Here is a 19,914-nt window from a genome sequence, read left to right as displayed (position 1 = left end):
CGCCATCAGAAATACCATTGCTCATGATTTTTATTTTAGTTTTATAACCTTTTTTCTCAAGAGCATATTTCCATCAGATGTTTCTAAATGGATGAAATATACACCTGCTGGAATGGTTTTTCCGTTTTCGTCGCATAAATTCCAATATGCTATTTTTTCTCCGGGAATTTCACCTTTACGGTTAACAATCATTTTTACAAATCTGCCACTGGCATCAAACACTTTTATCTGAATATCCTGTTTGTTTGTAGTCTGGTATTTTACTTTAAGAAATTTACGTGCAGGGTTGGGCAGACATTGTAAATACGCACATTTTGTATACATCTCGAAGGACTTTTGTTCCTCTGCTCCTTGGTTTCTTAAGTGTAAAAGTTCATGTTCTCTGACGTAGGTATTCGTATGATAACCACTGGGAATAAAAATACCACGATTTCCATAACATGTTTTCGCCACGACAACTGAACCTACATTACAAACAGGGTTTGGTTTCTGCATCTGCCAATTTGTCCAGATATTTGTATAAGGATTGTATGACCAGACTTCTCCAGTTTCCAGAGCATTTGCCAATTTCCCACCCAGAAGCCACAATTCTTTATTTAAATTATCAATTGTATAGGGAATGCGGCATCTACCACTATCCATACCCGGAATTGCTTGCCACTGTCCCCAGGTAATTAAAGTCGGATTTGTGCTACTTATCTTGCCCACTATATAATCACTACAGAATACACCGCCAGTCTTGAAACCGCCAGCAATGATAATAAACGAATCAATAATTCCACCCGCACAAGTACCACGCCCTGTACCCGGGAATGGATTTGCTGATAACCAAATGTCATGATAGGTATCATATATAAAAACCTCGTTGCTCGTCGGATAACCCCAGTTGCCGTTACCAAAAATATAGATTAGAGAATCTTTATATACCCCGCTTGTCTGGTCAATTAGACCAACCGGTGCAGGAGACCCCGAAGTCCAGAGATTTGATACCGGGTCATAAATATCAACCCGATTTAAAGGATTGGGAAAATCATTGGTGCCACCGATGCGATAGAATTTCCCATTTACAAAATTCACCGTCCCGTAGGAACCTGGACCAAAAGGATTTTTGGGTCCGCCATGCCATGTTTCTCTGCTGGTGATATATACCAAAGTAGTATCCAGGTATTGTCCGGGGATATGGATGCCAAATACCATAAATGATGTATCACTGTGTGCCGCAAGTGAATGTCCGGAACTGGGTAGGGGGAAGGGCTTTAAAAGTACTTCCCAGAATTGTTGTGAAGTCTGTGTAAACATTTTTACTGTATCATTTAAGGGATACTGGTCACCAAAAAATTTTACATACGCAGAAACCCCATAAGTTATACCTGAATTATTACCAGTACGCCAGGGATTGAAGGTTAAAATAGTTTCAGCCTGTGGTGGTAGCGAGATGTTGATGCTGTCAATATAAATAGTTGTGTTGAGCGAGTCGATCTGGAAAAAGGCTTTAAAATTCGCATTATCTATTCCGTAGTTTTGATAAGAGGCTAAAGGATATAAGATGACATTTGGTATGACATTAATCACAGGTCTTAAAATACTTGAAGTTCCCACATCTCTTGTTATACCTGTGGCATTCGTGATTTTTACATCATCAATATACCAACCTGGACGGACATCAGCAGGGTCTGAACCAAAATGCCAGCGCAAAATGACAATTTTTCCTGCATAATTATCTAATAAAAACTTTGCCAGATGCCACCCTAAATTTGATGAATCGCCACTGAAGCAGGGTTCGTTGGGAATGCCAAAATTGCCGTTGTGTGCAGAAGGACAGGGATAACTATCTGGCTCAAGCGGATAAATTATTGCCCAGGTTGCACCATAATCAGTTGAAATTTTAAGATTACCTCCATCAAACCACCATTCAATATTATACCAGTGATAGAATGAAAGGGTGCAGGCACCTGCTGAGTTAAGGACAATGACTGGCGATTCCAATATCCAACTGCAATTATCTTCATATAACCCCCAGAACCAATCAGAAGTCATAAACCATGCCTTATGTCCAGAATGGGGTTGTGTCCAGGGCATAAAACTATCCCAGACCCATCCACCGGGGTAAGGGCTGAAACCATGAGCAATAAATCCACCATTAGAACTCTCAAAATCCCAGAAAAGAGAGTCCGAGAGACAATGGTAATAAGATTGAAAAGATTGAAGAATTACTGTATCACAATAGCTTTGAATTTTATTATTTCCGAAATTATCGGGGTTGAAGATGAAAAAGGCAAATACAATATTAATCATTACTTCAGTAAAATTATTTTTTTAGTTACAGAATGATTATTCATGCTAAAACAACAGAAATAGACACCCGGCGGCAGCCTATGATTACTGTTATCTGAACTATCCCAGATAACATAATTTTCATTATGGTTTATTTTATCAATGGAGTATGTCTTAACGACCCTGCCAAGAACATCAAAAATCATAATTTGAGCAAAGCGGTCTCCGAAATGCATATCTGATGGGATTTGCCAGTTTATTTTAACATTATTTATAAAAGGATTTGGTTCGGCATTTAGAGTGAAAGATGTATTTGTTTTGGGAATTTTTAAAGATTCCGCAATCCCTGTCGCACCATAAAATTGGAATATCTGCAAACCGTAATCAGTAGTTATGAAAATGGAATTGTCTTTAAGTGCAATGCTAATGAATGATGCCTCAGAGATGTGATGATTCCAGTAGTAATAACCTGAAAGTACTATATTGAAGGGGTCGGCAAAGTCCACTATGTACAATGGAATACCGTCACCACCGGCAACCGCATAATGCAACATTAATTTTACATCCCCCATACCTATATTGTAGTACGTGCTCAATGAATCTACTGGAACCAGTGATGATGGGTCATCAATATCAACCGAATAGATTGGGCCACATCCTGTTACAAGTGCGTAATCACCGTTAAATCCAGTACCACCACTACAACCATCCTTGAATCGTCCTATTCCAAAAGGATGGTATGGATTTGAGACATCAATTATCCTAACACCACCCGCCGCGCATAGCAGATAAATGTAATTTCTATACTTGACTATATTAGTTGCATTAATATAACCACCAGAAGGTGATAATGAACTTACGAAAAACGGTGATGATGGATTTGAAATATCCACAATAGTCAATCCTTTAATTCCTGAAGCAATATATGCGTAAGTGCCGTCTATTACAATATTTTTAAAAGAATAGTTAGGTAAAATTAAGTTTCCTATTTCGTAAGGTGAATAGGGGTTTGTAATGTCAATAACTCTTAGACCAGAATCACCATCAGCGATATACGCATAACTGTCTGACAATGCAATACCTGCTGCTGCACCCGGGGTATCACAGTAACCGATTTCGGTTAGATGATAAGGATCGGAAATATCTATTATTCTTAAACCATCTACACCCATACTTACATACCCATAATTATTAGCAACAACAATATATCTTGGACAATTTTTAAAATGGGAATATACACCTATAATAGTTGGATTTGCAGGGTTTGAGGCATCAACGATTAATGTGCTATCCATAGCGGCAACATATACATAATTTCCTGCACTGCAAAGACCCTGGCCGTCTTCGCCGATGTTAAGAGTCACAATTGGATATGAATTGTAGGGGTTGGAAATGTTTAATATCATAAGGCCGACACCTGCTGTGCAATAGGCATATTGTCCGCTTGCATCTATATATCTTGCCCAGCCTACACGAATACTGTCCGCTGAAATTGGATTGCTGGGATTGCTCACATCAATTATCCAGAAACCACAGACCGAAATACCTGTTTCGGTAACATAAAGGAAATTACCTTCCTTATCAATCTGTGTTACTGCCTCCAAAAGATTATGGGGATTCCATATACTTATAAGTGCTGGCTGGTACGGATTGGAGATATTGATTATCCATACTTCATCACCAGCAACATAAGCAATTGTATCTGAAACTACAACATCAACACCTCCAGGGGGCGGTATATAAAAATTGCTTATTATCTGAGGAGATGTCAGATCTGAAATGTCAATAATAATCAAACCACTCTCGGCGTCTGCCACATAAGCGTAATTCCCGGAAACCGCAACATTACTGGCGCGGGGTGTTTTGCAGGTTGAAAGTCTTACTGGATTAGATGGAACCGCAATATTGTATATCCATAATCCATAATGACCACACGCAATTAGAAAGAGCGTATCATATACCGCTATCCCGCATCCTTGGAGTGGATTTAGCCATCCTTCTCCCGGATGTCCAATTTCTTTAATTTTTTGGGGATGAGAAGGATCATTCACATTTAGAATAAGTATACTACCATGTAAAGACACAAACGTGTATTTATTATTTTCGATTTCGCTGTATGTCACATCACGGGCACTATTGCCAAAACAAGCATTTATCCACCTGACATTTAATGAATCCTGGGCATAAGAAGGACTTGATAGTATTAATACGATAAATACTACAGTGAACAGAAACTGTAGTCGTTTTTCGGAATGACCGTATCTTTGCCGTCTTTTCATTTTCTTAAATTATAAAAATATTTACACAGCTGTCAATGGGCAGAGGAGAAATTTATCCTCTGCCCATCTTTAATTATCGCTGCAGAACCACCTTTTCCGTCTTAGTTATACCGCCAACATCAAACCGCACGAAGTAGACACCATTGCACAAATTATCTGGATTGTAAACTATTTTATTCAGACCGGTTTTGGCAAAATCGTTGTAAAGGTCAGTGATTTTTCTACCAGTTGCATCATAAAGACTTACAGATGCCCATTGTTCCGCTGGAGAACTCAATGTGATTTTCATTATGTCGTGGCACGGCTGGGGATATATCTGGGTGTAAAACATCGGCTCTTCATGACCTGCTGGATTATCACTGTTATTATCAAGCACCTTATACATTACAGTCAGTGCATAATCAGGATTCTGAAGTTGCCCGGCTGATACGATATAAGCATAATTACCGTTCTGTTTCACAGCATTACACCAGGCAATTTCTTTGCTTGAGGTTGAATACCGATAGATTTCAATCCATTTTCGCTCGCCAGTACTTAGTCTGTAACACATTGTTACCATATCATTGTTTCCGGGAGAACTTACCATACCGCTTACATAGACGCTATAGTTAGATATGGCTATCGCGTGTCCCTCATCGTATAATGAACCGTAGTTCCAGTTATCCCGCCAGAGCAAATTCATATCCGCGTCTATAGCCATTGTCATAATTTCCACATCATTGGTGTTGAGTGCACGCCATCCAGTCATATATGAGATGCCTGTCACTGGATGGACTGCTAAATCGCAAGGCGAGGAACTATTGCCCTGGGGGTCATTGTAATTGAACATCCATTGTAGATTACCATCAGCATTAAATTTCCACAGACAGTAATGTTGATATCCTTGAGAACTACCCGTTTGTGTAGTTCCAGCGACATAAACATTACCCGCATTATCCAATTTTACTTTGTGCCCCTTTTCAATTGAATATTCAGCCTGAGGAAATGAGACATAATGCCATATTTCTTCAAAAAGTCCAGTTCCCTCATTGAATATATATTTGCCAATAAACATATCCTTATCAGTCTGTTCTGGAGAACCAAGGGGTGTTTCGACCCTGCCCGTTACGATTATTTTATCATCAGAGGTAATTACCATATCATTAAAGCAATCCAGATCACCATAATCAATTAAAAGACTGCCTCGGTAGTTAAGGTTATTATCAAAGGTCACTAACCAGGCATCGGTTCCATACATAGTTGCGACATAAACGTTTCTCTGACTATCCAGTTTAATTGTGTAACTGTTCATATAGAATGCATTTTGAACATTGTCTGCGTTGATGCAATTAATCGTTCCGTCAGGATTATACTTTATCACAGCTAAACGGTAGTATGTGCCATCATATGTGAATCCTGCAACATAACTGTAGCCGTATTCATCTATGCAGATGGAGTAGGCAATATCTTTATAATAGCAATCCGTTAGTCTACTCCAGAGTGCGTCACCCTGTGCATTGTATTTTATTGTTATGATATCACCATCATCATTGTTGGAATTTGCAATTCCCGTGACGTAGACATTGCGATCATTGTCAATGACTATATCCAATATGGAGGCATATCCACCTGAAGGACCATTATATTTTGCGTACCACAAAGGCCCTGTAAATGCCAAACTGACTACTATTAAAAAAGTAGTTATTATTATTTTCATTTTTTCCTCCATTTTATTCAGCCCGAAGGCTGAAACAACACAGAATCACGCGGATAGTGATACAGGTTTCCGCGGATTTTGCAAAGTAAACTCTGCCACTACATTTCAAACATTTGTAGTGGTCGAGCTTGCTCGACAATTTAAAGCGCAAACCTAAAGGTTTGCCCTACAATTATTTCATTCCTATGGAAAAGACCATGCGCAGGCTGAAGCCTGCGGCTACCAGAAATTTTCTCGGCACTATGTTTTTCTGCTCCGGTGCCACCAGGCTCCTCGCAAGGCTAACCTCTGGTTCTGAAAGAACCATCGGTTCTTGAAGAAAGCCTTGCCCTACAGTTCCGGTTGCGGAGCAATTTTAAACAAATCTCGCAAACTCCGCAAAGAAGAAGCCAAAAGAATCTTTGTTAAAATCAAGATTAAAATCTTTTAGAAAGCTTTTATTACACCGGGTTGTAAGATAAGATAAGATAAGATAAGATAAGATAAGATTCTTACACCCAGCCTATAATAAATTATAATCTGGATTTTGTTGTAGTCAAGGGTATTATTTGCCCAGCACTTCATATAGCTACCCAGTTTATATATATGCAAATTTCGTGCCAGAAAAATGTTTTGCAATTTCAAAGATTTTTAGCCAGTGATGTATGCAAAAGTGTCCAAATGTTTTACACTTTTCAGAATTCCTTAAATCTTATGAAATTACGAGACTTTATAAAAATTATGTGTCCAAAATTTTTACACAATTTTGTGTTGTCGCAAACTATTTTGACCATTTGGAATGCAGATTGAGTTATACATAGAGAGAATAAAATTATTGACATTGATTGCTTTTTCTATATAATTTCTTGGAGGTAAAAATGTTGATATTTATAAATGTGTTTTTGTTTTTCAGTTATATATACGAGGATTCCGACAGCTTACTTGTTGTGAATGACAGTCTGGTAATTTGTGGTTATCATCAATATAATCGGAAGGTTCATCTTGTAAATAATGCAAAACTAAAGGTCCAGCAGTGGAATGGTATTGATTCAACCGGCAGGGTAATTTTGCAGGCTCCGTTTATTTACATCCATAATTCAATGATTGATGGTTCGGGCAAGGGATATTCTGGTGGCACGAATACCCATCCTGATGGTTATGGACCGGGATGTGGATATGCCGGAACAGGTGGCGGAGGAGGCGGCGGTGCTTATGGTGGTGCAGGAGGAGATGGTGGTGATCTTGACCCAGGTGCAGGCGGGTCTCCTTATGGTAATCTGAGTGATACAGTAATCAATATGGGTTCCGGAGGTGGGGCGGGAAGGCTTGGTCTGGTTGATGGATTTGGTGGTAATGGTGGTGCATTAATCTATCTTAAAGGACAAAGGATGATCATTGATAGTTCACAGATTTTATCCCTTGGGCTATATGGCTATGATGGAGGCTATGAGGCAGGTGGTGGTGGTTCTGGTGGCGGTATTAAAATGCAGGCAGATACGTTGAGAATCAGATACTCTTCAGTGCTGGCAAGTGGTGGTGCTGGAGGTAATGCTGATGGTGGTGGCGGCGGAGGTGGCGGTGGTGGCAGGATCAAGGGGTTTTTTGCAATCCTTGATACAAATCATTTGAGCCTTTCGGTAAGCGGGGGCGCAGGTGGCTATGGTGGATATGGTAATGGGGAAAATGGTTCTACAGGAACAGTTTTTTTTGGTCCACTCGTCGTTGTTGAAGAAAAGATTGTAGATAATTCATTAAAAGCAAAAGTTCAATCCTTGATTACAAAAGGCAGATTGAATATTTTTTTCAAAAAAAATCCAGATAAGATATTGATTTACAATATAATGGGAAGATTGGTAAAGATAGGAGAAAACACAGAAAATGAAATTGATGTGTCGGATTTAAAGAATGGTGTTTATTTTTTGAAACTCCCTGGTGAAAAGAAATTGATGAAATTTATTCTTATAAAGTAAAATTTTACAAAGATTAATGGAATCCATGGAGATAAAACAGGAACTGAAACGTACCTGGGGTCCTTTTTTTAGCAGATTTGGTTGTTTTACGCAAATTCAGGAGATTACAATTCCCTATATATTAAATAAAGAAAATGTTGTTGTGATTTCACCTGCTGCAACAGGTAAGACCGAGGCTGTCATTGCCCCGATTATTGAAAATTTACTCAAAGGCGAACTTAAAGGACTCAAAGTTTTATACATTACACCGACCCGGGCACTTGTCAATGATTTATTCCGTCGGCTTGAAGAGCCGATAACTTCTTTGAATCTTACAATCGGCAGAAAGACTGGAGACCATCCGGTTATTGAAAAAAAACATTTACCCAATGTACTTTTGACAACACCTGAATCCTTTGATTCACTTTTGTCAAGGGAACCCATGATATTTATGAATCTTTTTGCTGCAGTTCTTGATGAGATCCATTTGCTTGATAATACCCCGCGTGGTGACCAGTTGAGAATTCTTTTGAATAGATTGCGAAAGATTCTCCAGAAAATCAACAGTAATCTTCAGTATTGCGCGCTTTCGGCAACGATTGATGATTTAAATATTGGTGATAGATATTTTGACAATTCAAAAGTATGTTTTTTAAAATCACCGCGGGAGATTGAATATATTTTGATACCGGCAAAGAATTTTATAAAGGAGATTTTTAAAATAGCACAGGTGAGACAGATAAAAAAAATCCTTGCATTCTTCAATGCCCGTAGTTTTGCTGAGAGTTTTTCTCAAAAATTCAGAATCCCACCATTTGAAGACCGGGTATTTGTTCACCATGCCAGTCTTCCCCGTTCAAAAAGGGAAGAGGTAGAGAAATTTATGAATCAATCGGACCGGGCAATACTCCTTGCTACATCAACACTTGAATTGGGCATTGATATTGGAGATGTTGACGCAATAATTCTTTACCGTCCACCTTATAATATTTCTTCACTACTGCAGAGAATCGGCAGGGGAAATCGGAGGACCGATAAACTATTTGCCATTGGCGTATATGCAAACAACTGGGAGAAAATTCTATTTGAAACATTTTTTGATTGTGCCAGAATCGGTGAATTATATGAAAAGAGATATCAAGCATCATTGTCGGTAATTCCACAGCAAATCTACTCATATCTTTATCAAAGACGAAGGATAGGGACTACTTTAAAAAGTATTTATCAAATTTTCCAATCGCTATATCCTGAAGCGATTATAAAGGATGTATTTAAAAAATTGTTGAGCGAAGGGATAATAAAAGAAATGAGACCGGGTATATATTATCTGACTGATAAGATTGAGAATAAGATTGCCTATGGGAAGATACATTCAAATATCGCGGAGAAATCATTTGGTGAATATGATGTTTATGAGATTAGTTCAGGTGTTTTAATCGGAAGAATTTTTTATCTCCTTGAAAAATTTATTCTCGGGGGAAAATGTTGGCAAAAGGTCCAGGTATTGGAAAAAGAAAAGAAGGTTTATGCGCGTTGTATTGGTGAAGGTCCGGAGTTTTCAAAGATCTTTGAAGGCAAGGGCGCAGGGAATTATAATTATCTTTTATCCACAATATTGAAAAACAGGTTTTTCCCCACACTGCTGCCAGAAGAGATTCCTTTTTTTTATGATGGTAAGAATACGCATATCTTCCATCTTTTTGGTTCACTTTATGGTTTCATCATTGCTGAATCTTTATATGAAGAGGGCATTGATGCGGTTGATATAGAAGGGAAGATACTCACCCTGCAAAATTTTCAGATGCCTGATGATAGATTCCCGATGCCTACGCTGGTTTCCATAAAAAAGGTTATTGCTAATAATATTGCAAGGTTTGAAGATGCGCTGGGTAGCGGGGCATTCTTTTATGATCTGCCAAATGAATTGCAAATTGAAGACCATATTTTGAATCTTGATATTCCAGGATTTCTTGAATTTATAGGATGTCTAAAACTTAGAGAAATTGATGCAAGAGATTTTACTGGGACTTTAAGATTGATCAGTGTCGAAGAAAAAGATTAGAACTCCTTGACATCTTAGAAAATTTTTATATAATCAAGTATAATGTGTGGAATTGTAGGATATATTGGTCCCCGAGATATTACCAGCGTGCTTCTGGGTGGCCTCTGGCGTCTTGAATATCGGGGTTATGATTCAAGTGGTATTGCCGTCATAAATAATGACGAATTGCTAATTCGCAAGGTCCCTGGGAAATTGAGTGAATTGCAGGAGTTATTAAAAAGAACACCGATTAGCGGTAGCATTGGAATCGGACATACACGCTGGGCAACGCATGGAAGCCCCCATGAGGAGAATACCCATCCTTTGGTCGATTGCAATGAAGAGATTGCCCTTGTTGTCAATGGAATAATAGAAAACTACCTTTTATTAAAAGAGGAACTTGAAAAGAAAGGTCATATATTCCGTTCCTATACAGACTCTGAGGTGATAGTCCATCTCATTGAAGAAAATTTAAAAACAAATTTATTTGACGCTGTCTTTCAGACAGTGCCAAAATTAAAAGGGAATTTTGCCTTTGCGGTAATTTACACAAGGGAGCCAGATCATATCGTGTGTGCAAGGCATGATGCACCGCTTGTTTTGAGTATCAATGAAAACGAAGCAGCACTGGCAAGTGATGTTTCAGGTGTCATAGCAATATTTGATAAAATAATCGATCTTCCCAATGATACAATAGCAATGGTATCGTCAAAGAATTATAAGATAAAAACTTTCAATGGGGAAGAGATCGCAATTCAACCCAGGAAGATTACAATCAGGGTTAAAGATATTGAAAAAGGCAATTATCCGCATTTTATGCTCAAAGAAATATTTGAACAGCCTTGGGTTCTTTCAAATATTATCAAAGAGCGTATCGTAGATAACCGTATTAATCTCGGAAAAGAAATTAATTTTACTGATAAGGATTTTTTAAATATCTCCCGAATTTATATCCAGGCTTGCGGAACATCCTGGCATGCCGGCGTAGTGGGGAAATACCTGATTGAGAGATTCGCCCGCATCAGCACCGAGGTTGATATTTCCAGTGAATTCCGCTATCGCGATATGGTCCTTGATGGTGATACAATGGTAATGGCAATAAGTCAGTCCGGTGAGACTGCCGATACAATCGCTGGTTTGAGAGAGGCAAAGGCAAGATTTTTAAAGGTGCTTTCACTTGTCAATGTTGCCCATTCAAGTATTTATAAAGAGTCGGATGGAAATATAGCGATTATGGCGGGACCCGAGATTGGTGTTGCTTCAACAAAGGCATATACTGCCCAATTGTTGAATTTATATCTATTCAGTCTTTATCTGGGAAGACTTAGAGGATTTTTGAACGATAGCGATGTTATTTATCACATAAACGAGATAAAAAAAATACCACAGCAGATTGAAGAGATATTGGCAAAACAGGAGCAGATAAGAAAGATTGCATTGAATTATTATAATGCTCGTGACTTTTTATTTTTAGGCCGGGGGATTAATTATCCAACGGCACTTGAAGGTGCACTTAAATTAAAAGAAATTTCCTATATTCACGCTACCGGATATGCAGCGGGTGAGATGAAACATGGACCGATTGCCTTGATTGATGAACATATGCCGGTTGTTTGTATAAATCCTAAATCAAGTGTTTATGAAAAAATGTTAAGCAATATCCAAGAAGTTATTGCCCGTAAAGGGCAGGTTATAAGTGTTGTGACCCAGGGAGATCAATCAACAGGTCCGATAAGCAAATACATTATTGAAATTCCTGAGTGCATTGAATTTGTCTCACCGATTCTATCAGTAATACCATTACAACTCCTTGCTTATTTTATCGCCACCTTTAAAGGTCTTGATGTTGACCGTCCGAGAAATCTCGCCAAGAGTGTTACGGTTGAGTAATCAATTCAGACTTGATAAATTGATAAATATTCAGAACGAGATCAGCAATAAGGTGAGATTGATTAAATGCAAAAAGCCAGATACGGTCGCCGGTGTTGACGTTGGAGTGAAGGAACAAGTACTGATCGCTGCAATAGCTTTATTTTCTTATTCTTCATTAGAACTTATCAATGTAGCATGGGCGATAAAAAAAGAAACTTTTCCATATCTTCCGACTTTTCTTGCCTTCAGGGAGTTGCCGGTGATATTAAAGGCTTATAAAAAATTGAATAAAGAACCAGATTTAATATTTGTGGATGGTCAGGGAATTGCCCATCCACGAAAATGTGGCATTGCAACACACCTGGGGGTGATTTTAGATAAGCCTACAATCGGCTGCGCAAAGTCATACTTATGTGGTGAATTTGAGATGCCGGAAAAGAAAAGAGGGGCATGGAAACCAATCAAGTTTGAAGGAAAAAAGATTGGTGCTGTTTTGAGAACCCGTGACTATGTAAAACCAATTTTCGTTTCTCCTGGTAATAAAGTTAATTTCTCAGATTGTATTAAGTATGTAATTCATACTACGCGATTCCGAATACCTGAGCCGATAAGATACGCGCATATGTTTGCAAACAAGATTAAAAGAAACATATGGTGAATTCTTCAGTTTAGATATGAATTTTTGACATAAGCAAAGGAGGTTTGATGTCTGAGGTAAGAAGGGATATCGTGACCGACACCTGGGTAATTATTGATACAGAAAACAATGAAATTCCAGCGGTTTCAGCCGATATTCCATTCCCTGACGGTCCATGCCCATTCTGCGAAGGTAACGAGTTGAATACACCCAAGGAAATATATGCAATAAGAGATGGCTCACAGCCTAATTCACCGGGATGGAAGGTCAGGGTAGTTCCCAATATCAATCCCATTTTAAGGGTTGAAGGTGAACTGGAAAAATTTGGTGTCGGTGTTTATGATATGGTGACGGGAACTGGTGCAAACGAAGTGATTATTGAATCTCCAAGGCATGTCACAAATATTGCCGACCTTGAGGAAGGACAGATTGCATTAATCCTTGATACATATCGTTTTCGCATTGATGACCTTCATAAAGATAAAAGAATAAGATATGTCTTGATTTTTAAAAATTATGGACGGCTCGCGGGTTCAACCACTATCAGCCACATCCATTCAGACCTGATTGCCCTGCCTGCGACACCTAATCGTGTGAAACAGAAACTAAACGGTGCATACGAATATTATCGTTATAAAGAACGCTGTCTATTCTGTGATATTATACAGCAGGAAATAGAAATGGGTGAGAGGCTAATATTCCAGACTGAGAAATTCGCTGTCTTTACACCTTATGCCTCAAGGTTTCCGGGTGAGGTTATGGTTATACCAAAGAATCATAAATTTTCATTCAAGTTAATAGACAAATCAGAATTGAGTGAACTGGCTTATGTTGTGAAGAAGATATTTACAGCAATTCGTAATGGGTTTAACGATCCACCATATAATCTTGTTCTTATGGATAGTCCAAATCTCCTGCCCAGGCCTGATTACTGGAAGACGATAGAACAGGATTATCACTGGCATATAGAAATAATTCCACGGATATTCAGAACTACTGGCTTTGAACTGGGTACGGGTTTTTATATCAATCGGTATAGCCCTGAAAAATCCGCGCGGGTTATAAGGTCGTGTCTATGATAAAAGGTGTTATTTTTGACCTTGATAATACCCTTGTTGATTTTATTGCGATGAAGGAAGCAGCGGTTGATTCTGCAGTAAGCGCGATGATTGATGCAGGATTGAAGATGGATAAAAATATCGCCAAACAAAAAATATTTGAGATATATAAAGAGGTCGGTATCGAAGACCAGACCGTATTTGATAAATTTCTGACCCGTGAGTTTGGCTATATTGAACCGAGGATTCATGCCGCCGGGATTGTTGGTTATCGTCGGGCAAGGGAAGCAACGCTCGTCCTTTATCCCCATGTCTATATTACGCTCATTGAATTGATAAAAAGGGGACTGAGACTTGCCGTCGTTACCGATGCGCCTAAATTGCAAGCCTGGCTTAGATTATGTCAATTAAATTTGCACCATCTTTTTGACCTCGTTGTGACCTTTGAAGATACTTATAAAAGAAAGCCCGACCCCGCGCCATTCAAAATAGCCCTTGAAAGATTAAATTTAAAACCTGACGAAGCGATAATGGTGGGAGACTGGGCAGAAAGAGATATTGTCGGTGCAAAGGTTCTTGGAATGAAAACAGTCTTTGCCAGGTATGGTGATACATTTGGCACCAAGAATTCGGGTGCGGATTATGAGATTGATGATATAATACAATTGCTTGATATTATTGAAAATATAATCGAAAAAGATAAAAGGGGTTAACTACTTACTACCATTTAATTGCATGGTGAATCTTGCTATTATTGTAAGCTTTATTTTTCTATCATTCTATGATTCAACGCACACTCAATCCGTATTGCCTGATAGTGAGTATATTGTTTATGAAACAAATGATAAAGGAAAGATTGGAATGATTGAAGTTATACTAAAAAAGGATACTGTTGGTTATAATGTAATTTACAAGTCAGACCGTATAGTGGAGGCAATCCTTGATACGATTAATCTCCAGACACTTTATTTGAATAAGATTATAAGAGGAAGATGGGAGTTAAGTGTTAAAAAGAACCATCTTTTTGAAGTGAACTATCAGGGTAGAAAGAATCATTATGATGAAAAAAATCCGATTTATGACCGTCATACCCTTGATTTTGTATTGAGGGGTTTTAAATATCAGAGGGATTTTAAAAAAAGGATAAGATTGAATGTGCCGGAATTTATGATAATAAATGCTGATTTAGAAGTTATCGGTGAAGATATCGTCAGTGTGCCTGCCGGCACATTTGATTGCTGGAAGATTATGATGATACCAAGAGTTGTGTTTACAAAGATGAAATTCTATTTTCATATTGAAAAATCATATCCACATCGTTTTGTGAAGTACACTGATTCATCCGGCAAAAATAGTATAGTTCTAAAAGAATATAGATAGAAGTTTTATTTTTTTCGCCTGCTTGGTTTTTTAGGCTGGTTTTCTGTATCTTTTTTGAATAAGTCTTTAAATTTTGTCTTCAATTGTTTAATCTTCAAAAGGTCATCTTCGCGCTGGTCATTAACATTGTTTGAATCAACATCAATAAAATGGTCATTCTTTGAATCTTTTGGTTCCCTATCTTTTATTTGTATAGGCTTTGTATCTTCTTGATTTTCTTCGTTATCGTGGATTTGGATGTTACTAACAGGTTCCTTATTAACTTTATCCGTTTTTGAAACGGGTTGGACTGCCCAGGTAAGAGCAAAGAATAATAATATTGTTAAGATTATTTTATCCATTTTTTCACTCCTTAAATTATATATAAATAAAATTGTTTGTCAAGTTTACCAGGGCAATAGACGCACATAGACCCTTCTTTTTTCATCAGGTTCAAGCAAGATCCTTCTTTTTATTGTCTGATAACCAAATTTTTTTATCTCCACGATATATTCACCGGGTTTCAAGACTATCGTGCGTGGAGTCTTACCGATATATACCCTTTTACCTGACATCACTTCTTTTATGTATATCTTACATTTTGGCGGTGTTGATATTATTCTCAATTTTGCCGGCTCAGGTTCTTCAATTGATAATTCTATTTCTTTTTTGAATACCTCAAGGGTATCGCTTAAGACTGGTAATTTATTTTTTGAAGCGAGAATAATTATCCGTTCAATCCCTTCAGGACCGGTTATTTCATAATCAAAATCAGCATCCGGCGGTGGTAATTCATAAATGCGTTCTTTCTTGACATGTCCATTTTCCCCTTGCGGGGGGAAGAGAAGATTTTCCCTTCCCCCAACATCAATATCATAGACCGCTACATAACAGTCCGTATCCGTCTTGAAAAATATTTTCAGTCTATCACCGGGATAAAATGTGTAATCATCTCTGTCCAGCCAAATGTCAATATTAATTTGATTTGTAATATCAAATTGTGTTCCCAATGTGATTATCAGAGAAAAGATCGCAGTCAACATTTTTATCTCCTTACTTTTTCCATCCCATTTTTTTAACATTTCTTTTCTCATTATCGGGGTTTGTTGGTGGCAGATTCCTTATTGGTGTTTTTGGATTTTTCGGGTTCGAATCATTATATTCGTCTCTATGATCAATGTTGTTTGATTTAGGCGGTTTTATTGTATTTCTGTTCTGATTTCTTTCTTCAGGTATGTTTGATTCATCAGAGATGCTTCTTGGTTTTTTTATGATTCGCGGTTCGCGTTCTTCTGATTTTTGCTGATTGTATCTTTCATCGCTTTTTCTATTGATAATTCTATCTGTTTCGTCTTTATTATATCTCTCATTTTGGTCATAGGGGGACTGAGTTCTTGTCTTTTTATATTCTTCGTTCTTAACTGCGATCTCTCTTTTCACTTTGTTCTCATAATCTTTCCTGATTTTTTCAAGATTTCCTGTTTTATGTTCTTTCTCTATACGGGCATATAATTGCGGATCTTTTTCCTTTGTCAACCTTATGACTTCTTTTTCATTATAAGGAAGATTAATTTCTCTTGGTGGTTTATCAGGTAGATTTACTCCGTATGACCTTGCCTTGTGTCTAAATTCAGCATAACCATAAGGTAGTTTATACCTTACCCATCTTCCATATCTCGGTCTCCACCACCAGTAACCGTCCTCATACCATACCACATAGAATCCGGCACGGAAGAAATGCCAGTCAAAGTAATGGCACCAGTGACAATGCCACCAATACCAATCCCACCACCAGGGATGGTACCAGACATAATACACACAGTAATAACCGTGTGGATAATATACCCAGTATCCATCACACCATTCAGGATCTGGCCCCCAGTATTCATCACACCAGTATCCATCGTCATCATCATAGTCGCAATAAACAAAATTTACGGTGAAGGCAAAGAGCGGCAATGTGGCAAGGGTAAGTAAAATCAAGCGTTTCATTTTAACCTCCTTTCTATTATCGCTTCGCAATCCGCGAATAACCGTGGATTGCAAAGCAGACTCACGCTGAATAAATTTCATTTTTTCCTCACCAGTTCAGGGTTGCCAGGGTCAACCTGGTATGCCCAGTCAAATATCACATAACCAGGTTTTAATGATGCAACCCTTATTTTTGCAAAGTGGTTATCCCAGGTCCAGATAACATAGGTATGTCCTACAATGGCTTCAACAATTCCTGTTGGAGACCAGCCATCGTCAGGTGCATACCCAATTTCATCAAATGAAGCAGTATACCCCATATCCTGGATAAGTCCACCAGGCCTCCGGATATAAAAATAATATGAGCCAAGATATTCATCATAGCCAAAGTAAAAATCACAATACGGATGATTATAGGGCACAACCGTGTAATTGCTGAAATCCCAGCCCGCATATTCAGGATAGACCGTGAAATCAAATAACTTCTGATTGAAACCTTCGGGTCTTGGTGTATCAAATACAAGTTCGTAAGAGAGTTCGCTCTCGTTATTGTGGATATCAAAGGCAGATATTGCATAAAAATAGGTTTGTCCATTTATTAGGCCACAATCAAGGAAATAATCAAGATTCGTTTCACCAATAAGGTAATATGGCCCTTCGGGTGCTGGACCACGATAGATTCTATATCCGGCAAGGTCTGGTTCGTTATTTTGATACCAGGTGAGCATAACTTCTTCGTCACCGGTTATCGATGTCAAACCCCTGGGGACTGCGGGCGGTTCATGGTCGGCTTCTTCATAACAGCAGGGCGATAAGAGTAATCCGGTTGAGACTAAAATCAATTGGAAGAGATTTTTTATTCTTTTCATTTTGCACCTCTAACCATATAATATGCAAATTCTGTGCCAGGAAAAACTTATGAAATTTAAAGGGTTTTTATATGATGGTGCACAAAATTTGTTCATAATGCACAAAGATTGGTTATGCTTTTGCTGAATACTTAGCGGATTTATTTTCAATGGTTGACATTCTATATGGATTATTTATAATAGAGTATGAAGCCATATACACTGATTGGTCTTGTAATTGGTCTTTTTATTGTGGGGATATTGGTTTATAAGGCAGGAACAGTTTATACACGCGGGACCATAGAGACACAGCATGCTGTATCACCACCTGAGCGGGCACATATTTTACAATGTCAGACACAGATAAAAAAGATTGAAAACGCAATCCAATTGTATTACGCAGAGAATGGTAAATATCCACAGAGTCTTGATGAATTGCAAGATATTCCTTTACAGGAAACATATTGTCCAGTGACCGGACAGCGATATATATATAATTCCGAAAATGGAACTATTATATGCCCTCAGCACAAGTAAAAAGATTTATTATTTTTATTGACAGAATTGAATTCTTAAATATAATAAAAATGCTTTTAAAGGAGGTATAATGGGCAAATGGCAATGCACTATCTGTGGTTATATTTATGACCCAGAATACGGGGATCCCGATAACGGGATTGAACCCGGAACGCTCTTTGAACAATTGCCCGATGATTGGGTCTGCCCTGAATGTGGTGCAGAGAAAGAGCAATTTGAACCTTATACCGAGGAGGAATATTAATTTAAGACTAATAATTAGATTTTATAGAAAAATTCAATCATTGCTACTGTTAATCTAATTATTGATTAAACCAATCAGCCACAAACCTGCGTCAAAATAAAATGAATGATGAGGATTCATCACTTGTTAAAAGATATAAGAGTGGAGATGAGACTGCTTTTGATGCACTATTTGAAAAATATCAACAACCGATATATTCAATCTGCTATCGGTTTGTTAGGAATGAAGACGATGCAAAGGAACTCACCCAGGAAATATTTATCAAGATTTATAACAACCTTAAAGAATTTAATGAAAAATGCAAATTTTTCACCTGGGTTTATCGTATTACAGTCAATACCTGTATCTCATTTAAACGGAAATTACATAAGACAACAGAACTTGATGGTTCAATATCCAATCCGGCTGAAAGGAATCTAATCTTGAAAAAGGCAATTGAAGATGCAATTGCAAGGTTACCCGAAAGGCAGAAAACGGCTTTTATTCTCAGGCACTTTGAAGGATATACTTTTGAAGAAATTGGCGAGATCATGAAAATATCAACAGGTGCAGCAAAGGCAAACCATTTTCAGGCAATTAAAAGACTAAGGTCTCTATTAAAGGACTATTTATGAAGGAATGTAAGAATAAAATTTTGATACTGGAATATATAGAAGGATTGATGACGCCGGAACAGAGGCTTTTGTTCGAGGAACATCTTGGTGGATGTGAAGAATGTCGTCGGGAGTTATCTGAATATAGAAAATTATATGAATTGATTGATAAAGACGAAATCCCTTTGCCTGAAAATGAATTCTTTAAAAGGATAAAGGAAAATATTCGTAGAGAGAAGATTACTTTAAAGAGATCTGCCTGGAAGTTTTTGGGTATACTGGCACCGGTATTTGGTCTGGTCATTTTCTTGATTCTGTTCAACTTAAAGAAAGAACAATCAATTGAAATACCTGTATCTGTTACAAATCTGTTTCAGGATGAAAATTTAAACAGCCTTTTACTGGAAAGGGTTGTTGATGATGATTTAATAAATCAATTTAATGTTATTGAAGAATATCTGGGAATTGAACCTACGCAGGCGTTGATGGAAATGGACCAAAATGAGAAAGAAGAATTTATTAAAATTCTGTATAATAAGTTTGGCGAACAATATCTTTAAGTTGAATCTATACAAGG

At 37.8% G+C, this 19,914-nt stretch carries 18 protein-coding genes; 11 read left to right on the top strand and 7 right to left on the bottom strand.

Going from position 1 to position 19,914, the window contains the following annotated elements:
- Positions 1–30 precede the first annotated feature (30 nt).
- The 3 genes from ABIL69_01140 to ABIL69_01130 all read right to left on the bottom strand — a co-directional run bounded on the left by ABIL69_01140 (position 31) and on the right by ABIL69_01130 (position 6,249).
- Entirely contained in the window at positions 31–2,295 is a 2,265-nt protein-coding gene (locus ABIL69_01140; protein ID MEO0122596.1) for a T9SS type A sorting domain-containing protein, read from the bottom strand.
- A complete protein-coding gene (locus ABIL69_01135; GenBank protein MEO0122595.1) occupies positions 2,295–4,553 on the bottom strand; it encodes a T9SS type A sorting domain-containing protein in 2,259 nt (752 codons plus the stop codon). The genes ABIL69_01140 and ABIL69_01135 overlap by 1 nt, the downstream gene beginning before the upstream one ends.
- Before the next feature lie 73 nt (positions 4,554–4,626).
- On the bottom strand, positions 4,627–6,249 hold the full coding sequence (locus ABIL69_01130; protein ID MEO0122594.1) for a T9SS type A sorting domain-containing protein: 1,623 nt from the start codon (positions 6,247–6,249) through the stop codon (positions 4,627–4,629).
- A gap of 857 nt (positions 6,250–7,106) precedes the next feature.
- Between ABIL69_01130 and ABIL69_01125 the strand changes: the two genes are divergently transcribed.
- Genes ABIL69_01125 through ABIL69_01095 form a run of 7 tightly spaced genes read left to right on the top strand, consistent with a single transcriptional unit; the run spans position 7,107 to position 15,165 of the window.
- Positions 7,107–8,198, top strand: coding sequence for a T9SS type A sorting domain-containing protein (locus ABIL69_01125; protein ID MEO0122593.1), 1,092 nt, complete (start codon positions 7,107–7,109; stop codon positions 8,196–8,198).
- A gap of 16 nt (positions 8,199–8,214) precedes the next feature.
- Positions 8,215–10,239 (top strand): DEAD/DEAH box helicase, encoded by a 2,025-nt coding sequence (locus ABIL69_01120; protein MEO0122592.1) that lies wholly within the window; start codon positions 8,215–8,217, stop codon positions 10,237–10,239.
- A gap of 42 nt (positions 10,240–10,281) precedes the next feature.
- Entirely contained in the window at positions 10,282–12,108 is a 1,827-nt protein-coding gene (gene glmS / locus ABIL69_01115) for a glutamine--fructose-6-phosphate transaminase (isomerizing) (protein ID MEO0122591.1), read from the top strand.
- Positions 12,092–12,748 (top strand): deoxyribonuclease V, encoded by a 657-nt coding sequence (gene nfi, locus ABIL69_01110; GenBank protein ID MEO0122590.1) that lies wholly within the window; start codon positions 12,092–12,094, stop codon positions 12,746–12,748. Before glmS ends, nfi begins: the two co-directional genes overlap by 17 nt.
- A 47-nt stretch (positions 12,749–12,795) precedes the next feature.
- Entirely contained in the window at positions 12,796–13,806 is a 1,011-nt protein-coding gene (locus ABIL69_01105) for an HIT domain-containing protein (GenBank protein ID MEO0122589.1), read from the top strand.
- Positions 13,803–14,498 (top strand): TIGR02253 family HAD-type hydrolase, encoded by a 696-nt coding sequence (locus tag ABIL69_01100; protein MEO0122588.1) that lies wholly within the window; start codon positions 13,803–13,805, stop codon positions 14,496–14,498. Before ABIL69_01105 ends, ABIL69_01100 begins: the two co-directional genes overlap by 4 nt.
- Before the next feature lie 25 nt (positions 14,499–14,523).
- On the top strand, positions 14,524–15,165 hold the full coding sequence (locus ABIL69_01095; GenBank protein MEO0122587.1) for a hypothetical protein: 642 nt from the start codon (positions 14,524–14,526) through the stop codon (positions 15,163–15,165).
- 5 nt (positions 15,166–15,170) lie between these two features.
- Here ABIL69_01095 and ABIL69_01090 read toward each other — a convergent pair whose 3' ends face one another.
- The 4 genes from ABIL69_01090 to ABIL69_01075 form a co-directional block, all read right to left on the bottom strand.
- Positions 15,171–15,506, bottom strand: a complete 336-nt coding sequence (locus ABIL69_01090) for a hypothetical protein (protein ID MEO0122586.1) — start codon at positions 15,504–15,506, stop codon at positions 15,171–15,173.
- A gap of 45 nt (positions 15,507–15,551) precedes the next feature.
- The gene (locus tag ABIL69_01085) at positions 15,552–16,187 is read right to left on the bottom strand and encodes a DUF4384 domain-containing protein (GenBank protein MEO0122585.1); all 636 of its coding nucleotides are present in this window, start codon (positions 16,185–16,187) and stop codon (positions 15,552–15,554) included.
- 10 nt (positions 16,188–16,197) lie between these two features.
- Positions 16,198–17,136, bottom strand: a complete 939-nt coding sequence (locus tag ABIL69_01080; GenBank protein ID MEO0122584.1) for a hypothetical protein — start codon at positions 17,134–17,136, stop codon at positions 16,198–16,200.
- Between the two features lie 77 nt (positions 17,137–17,213).
- Complete coding sequence (locus ABIL69_01075; GenBank protein MEO0122583.1) at positions 17,214–17,984, bottom strand: hypothetical protein; 771 nt, start codon at positions 17,982–17,984, stop codon at positions 17,214–17,216.
- A 186-nt stretch (positions 17,985–18,170) separates the two neighbouring features.
- On the opposite strand from ABIL69_01075, the gene ABIL69_01070 reads away from it, so the two are divergent.
- The 4 genes from ABIL69_01070 (at position 18,171) to ABIL69_01055 (ending at position 19,897) form a co-directional block, all read left to right on the top strand.
- A complete protein-coding gene (locus tag ABIL69_01070) occupies positions 18,171–18,500 on the top strand; it encodes a type II secretion system protein GspG (GenBank protein MEO0122582.1) in 330 nt (109 codons plus the stop codon).
- Between the two features lie 70 nt (positions 18,501–18,570).
- Positions 18,571–18,744 (top strand): rubredoxin, encoded by a 174-nt coding sequence (rd, locus tag ABIL69_01065; GenBank protein ID MEO0122581.1) that lies wholly within the window; start codon positions 18,571–18,573, stop codon positions 18,742–18,744.
- 101 nt (positions 18,745–18,845) lie between these two features.
- Complete coding sequence (locus tag ABIL69_01060) at positions 18,846–19,358, top strand: sigma-70 family RNA polymerase sigma factor (GenBank protein MEO0122580.1); 513 nt, start codon at positions 18,846–18,848, stop codon at positions 19,356–19,358.
- Entirely contained in the window at positions 19,355–19,897 is a 543-nt protein-coding gene (locus tag ABIL69_01055) for a zf-HC2 domain-containing protein (GenBank protein ID MEO0122579.1), read from the top strand. Before ABIL69_01060 ends, ABIL69_01055 begins: the two co-directional genes overlap by 4 nt.
- The last annotated feature ends 17 nt before the right edge of the window (positions 19,898–19,914 follow it).

Source organism: candidate division WOR-3 bacterium (assembly GCA_039802005.1).
Taxonomy (GTDB): domain Bacteria; phylum Hydrothermota; class Tepidihabitantia; order SM23-42; family JAOAFX01; genus JAOAFX01.
This window is presented reverse-complemented; position numbering and strand designations above follow the sequence as displayed.

Bases quoted from the DNA above. Each gene is read 5' to 3' on its own strand.
- ABIL69_01140 (MEO0122596.1), bottom strand. From the start codon at position 2,295: ATGATTAATATTGTATTTGCCTTTTTCATCTTCAACCCCGATAATTTC.
- ABIL69_01135 (MEO0122595.1), bottom strand. From the start codon at position 4,553: ATGAAAAGACGGCAAAGATACGGTCATTCCGAAAAACGACTACAGTTT.
- ABIL69_01130 (MEO0122594.1), bottom strand. From the start codon at position 6,249: ATGAAAATAATAATAACTACTTTTTTAATAGTAGTCAGTTTGGCATTT.
- ABIL69_01125 (MEO0122593.1), top strand. From the start codon at position 7,107: ATGTTGATATTTATAAATGTGTTTTTGTTTTTCAGTTATATATACGAG.
- ABIL69_01120 (MEO0122592.1), top strand. From the start codon at position 8,215: ATGGAATCCATGGAGATAAAACAGGAACTGAAACGTACCTGGGGTCCT.
- glmS (MEO0122591.1), top strand. From the start codon at position 10,282: ATGTGTGGAATTGTAGGATATATTGGTCCCCGAGATATTACCAGCGTG.
- ABIL69_01105 (MEO0122589.1), top strand. From the start codon at position 12,796: ATGTCTGAGGTAAGAAGGGATATCGTGACCGACACCTGGGTAATTATT.
- ABIL69_01100 (MEO0122588.1), top strand. From the start codon at position 13,803: ATGATAAAAGGTGTTATTTTTGACCTTGATAATACCCTTGTTGATTTT.
- ABIL69_01090 (MEO0122586.1), bottom strand. From the start codon at position 15,506: ATGGATAAAATAATCTTAACAATATTATTATTCTTTGCTCTTACCTGG.
- ABIL69_01085 (MEO0122585.1), bottom strand. From the start codon at position 16,187: ATGTTGACTGCGATCTTTTCTCTGATAATCACATTGGGAACACAATTT.
- ABIL69_01080 (MEO0122584.1), bottom strand. From the start codon at position 17,136: ATGAAACGCTTGATTTTACTTACCCTTGCCACATTGCCGCTCTTTGCC.
- ABIL69_01075 (MEO0122583.1), bottom strand. From the start codon at position 17,984: ATGAAAAGAATAAAAAATCTCTTCCAATTGATTTTAGTCTCAACCGGA.
- ABIL69_01070 (MEO0122582.1), top strand. From the start codon at position 18,171: ATGAAGCCATATACACTGATTGGTCTTGTAATTGGTCTTTTTATTGTG.
- rd (MEO0122581.1), top strand. From the start codon at position 18,571: ATGGGCAAATGGCAATGCACTATCTGTGGTTATATTTATGACCCAGAA.
- ABIL69_01060 (MEO0122580.1), top strand. From the start codon at position 18,846: ATGAATGATGAGGATTCATCACTTGTTAAAAGATATAAGAGTGGAGAT.
- ABIL69_01055 (MEO0122579.1), top strand. From the start codon at position 19,355: ATGAAGGAATGTAAGAATAAAATTTTGATACTGGAATATATAGAAGGA.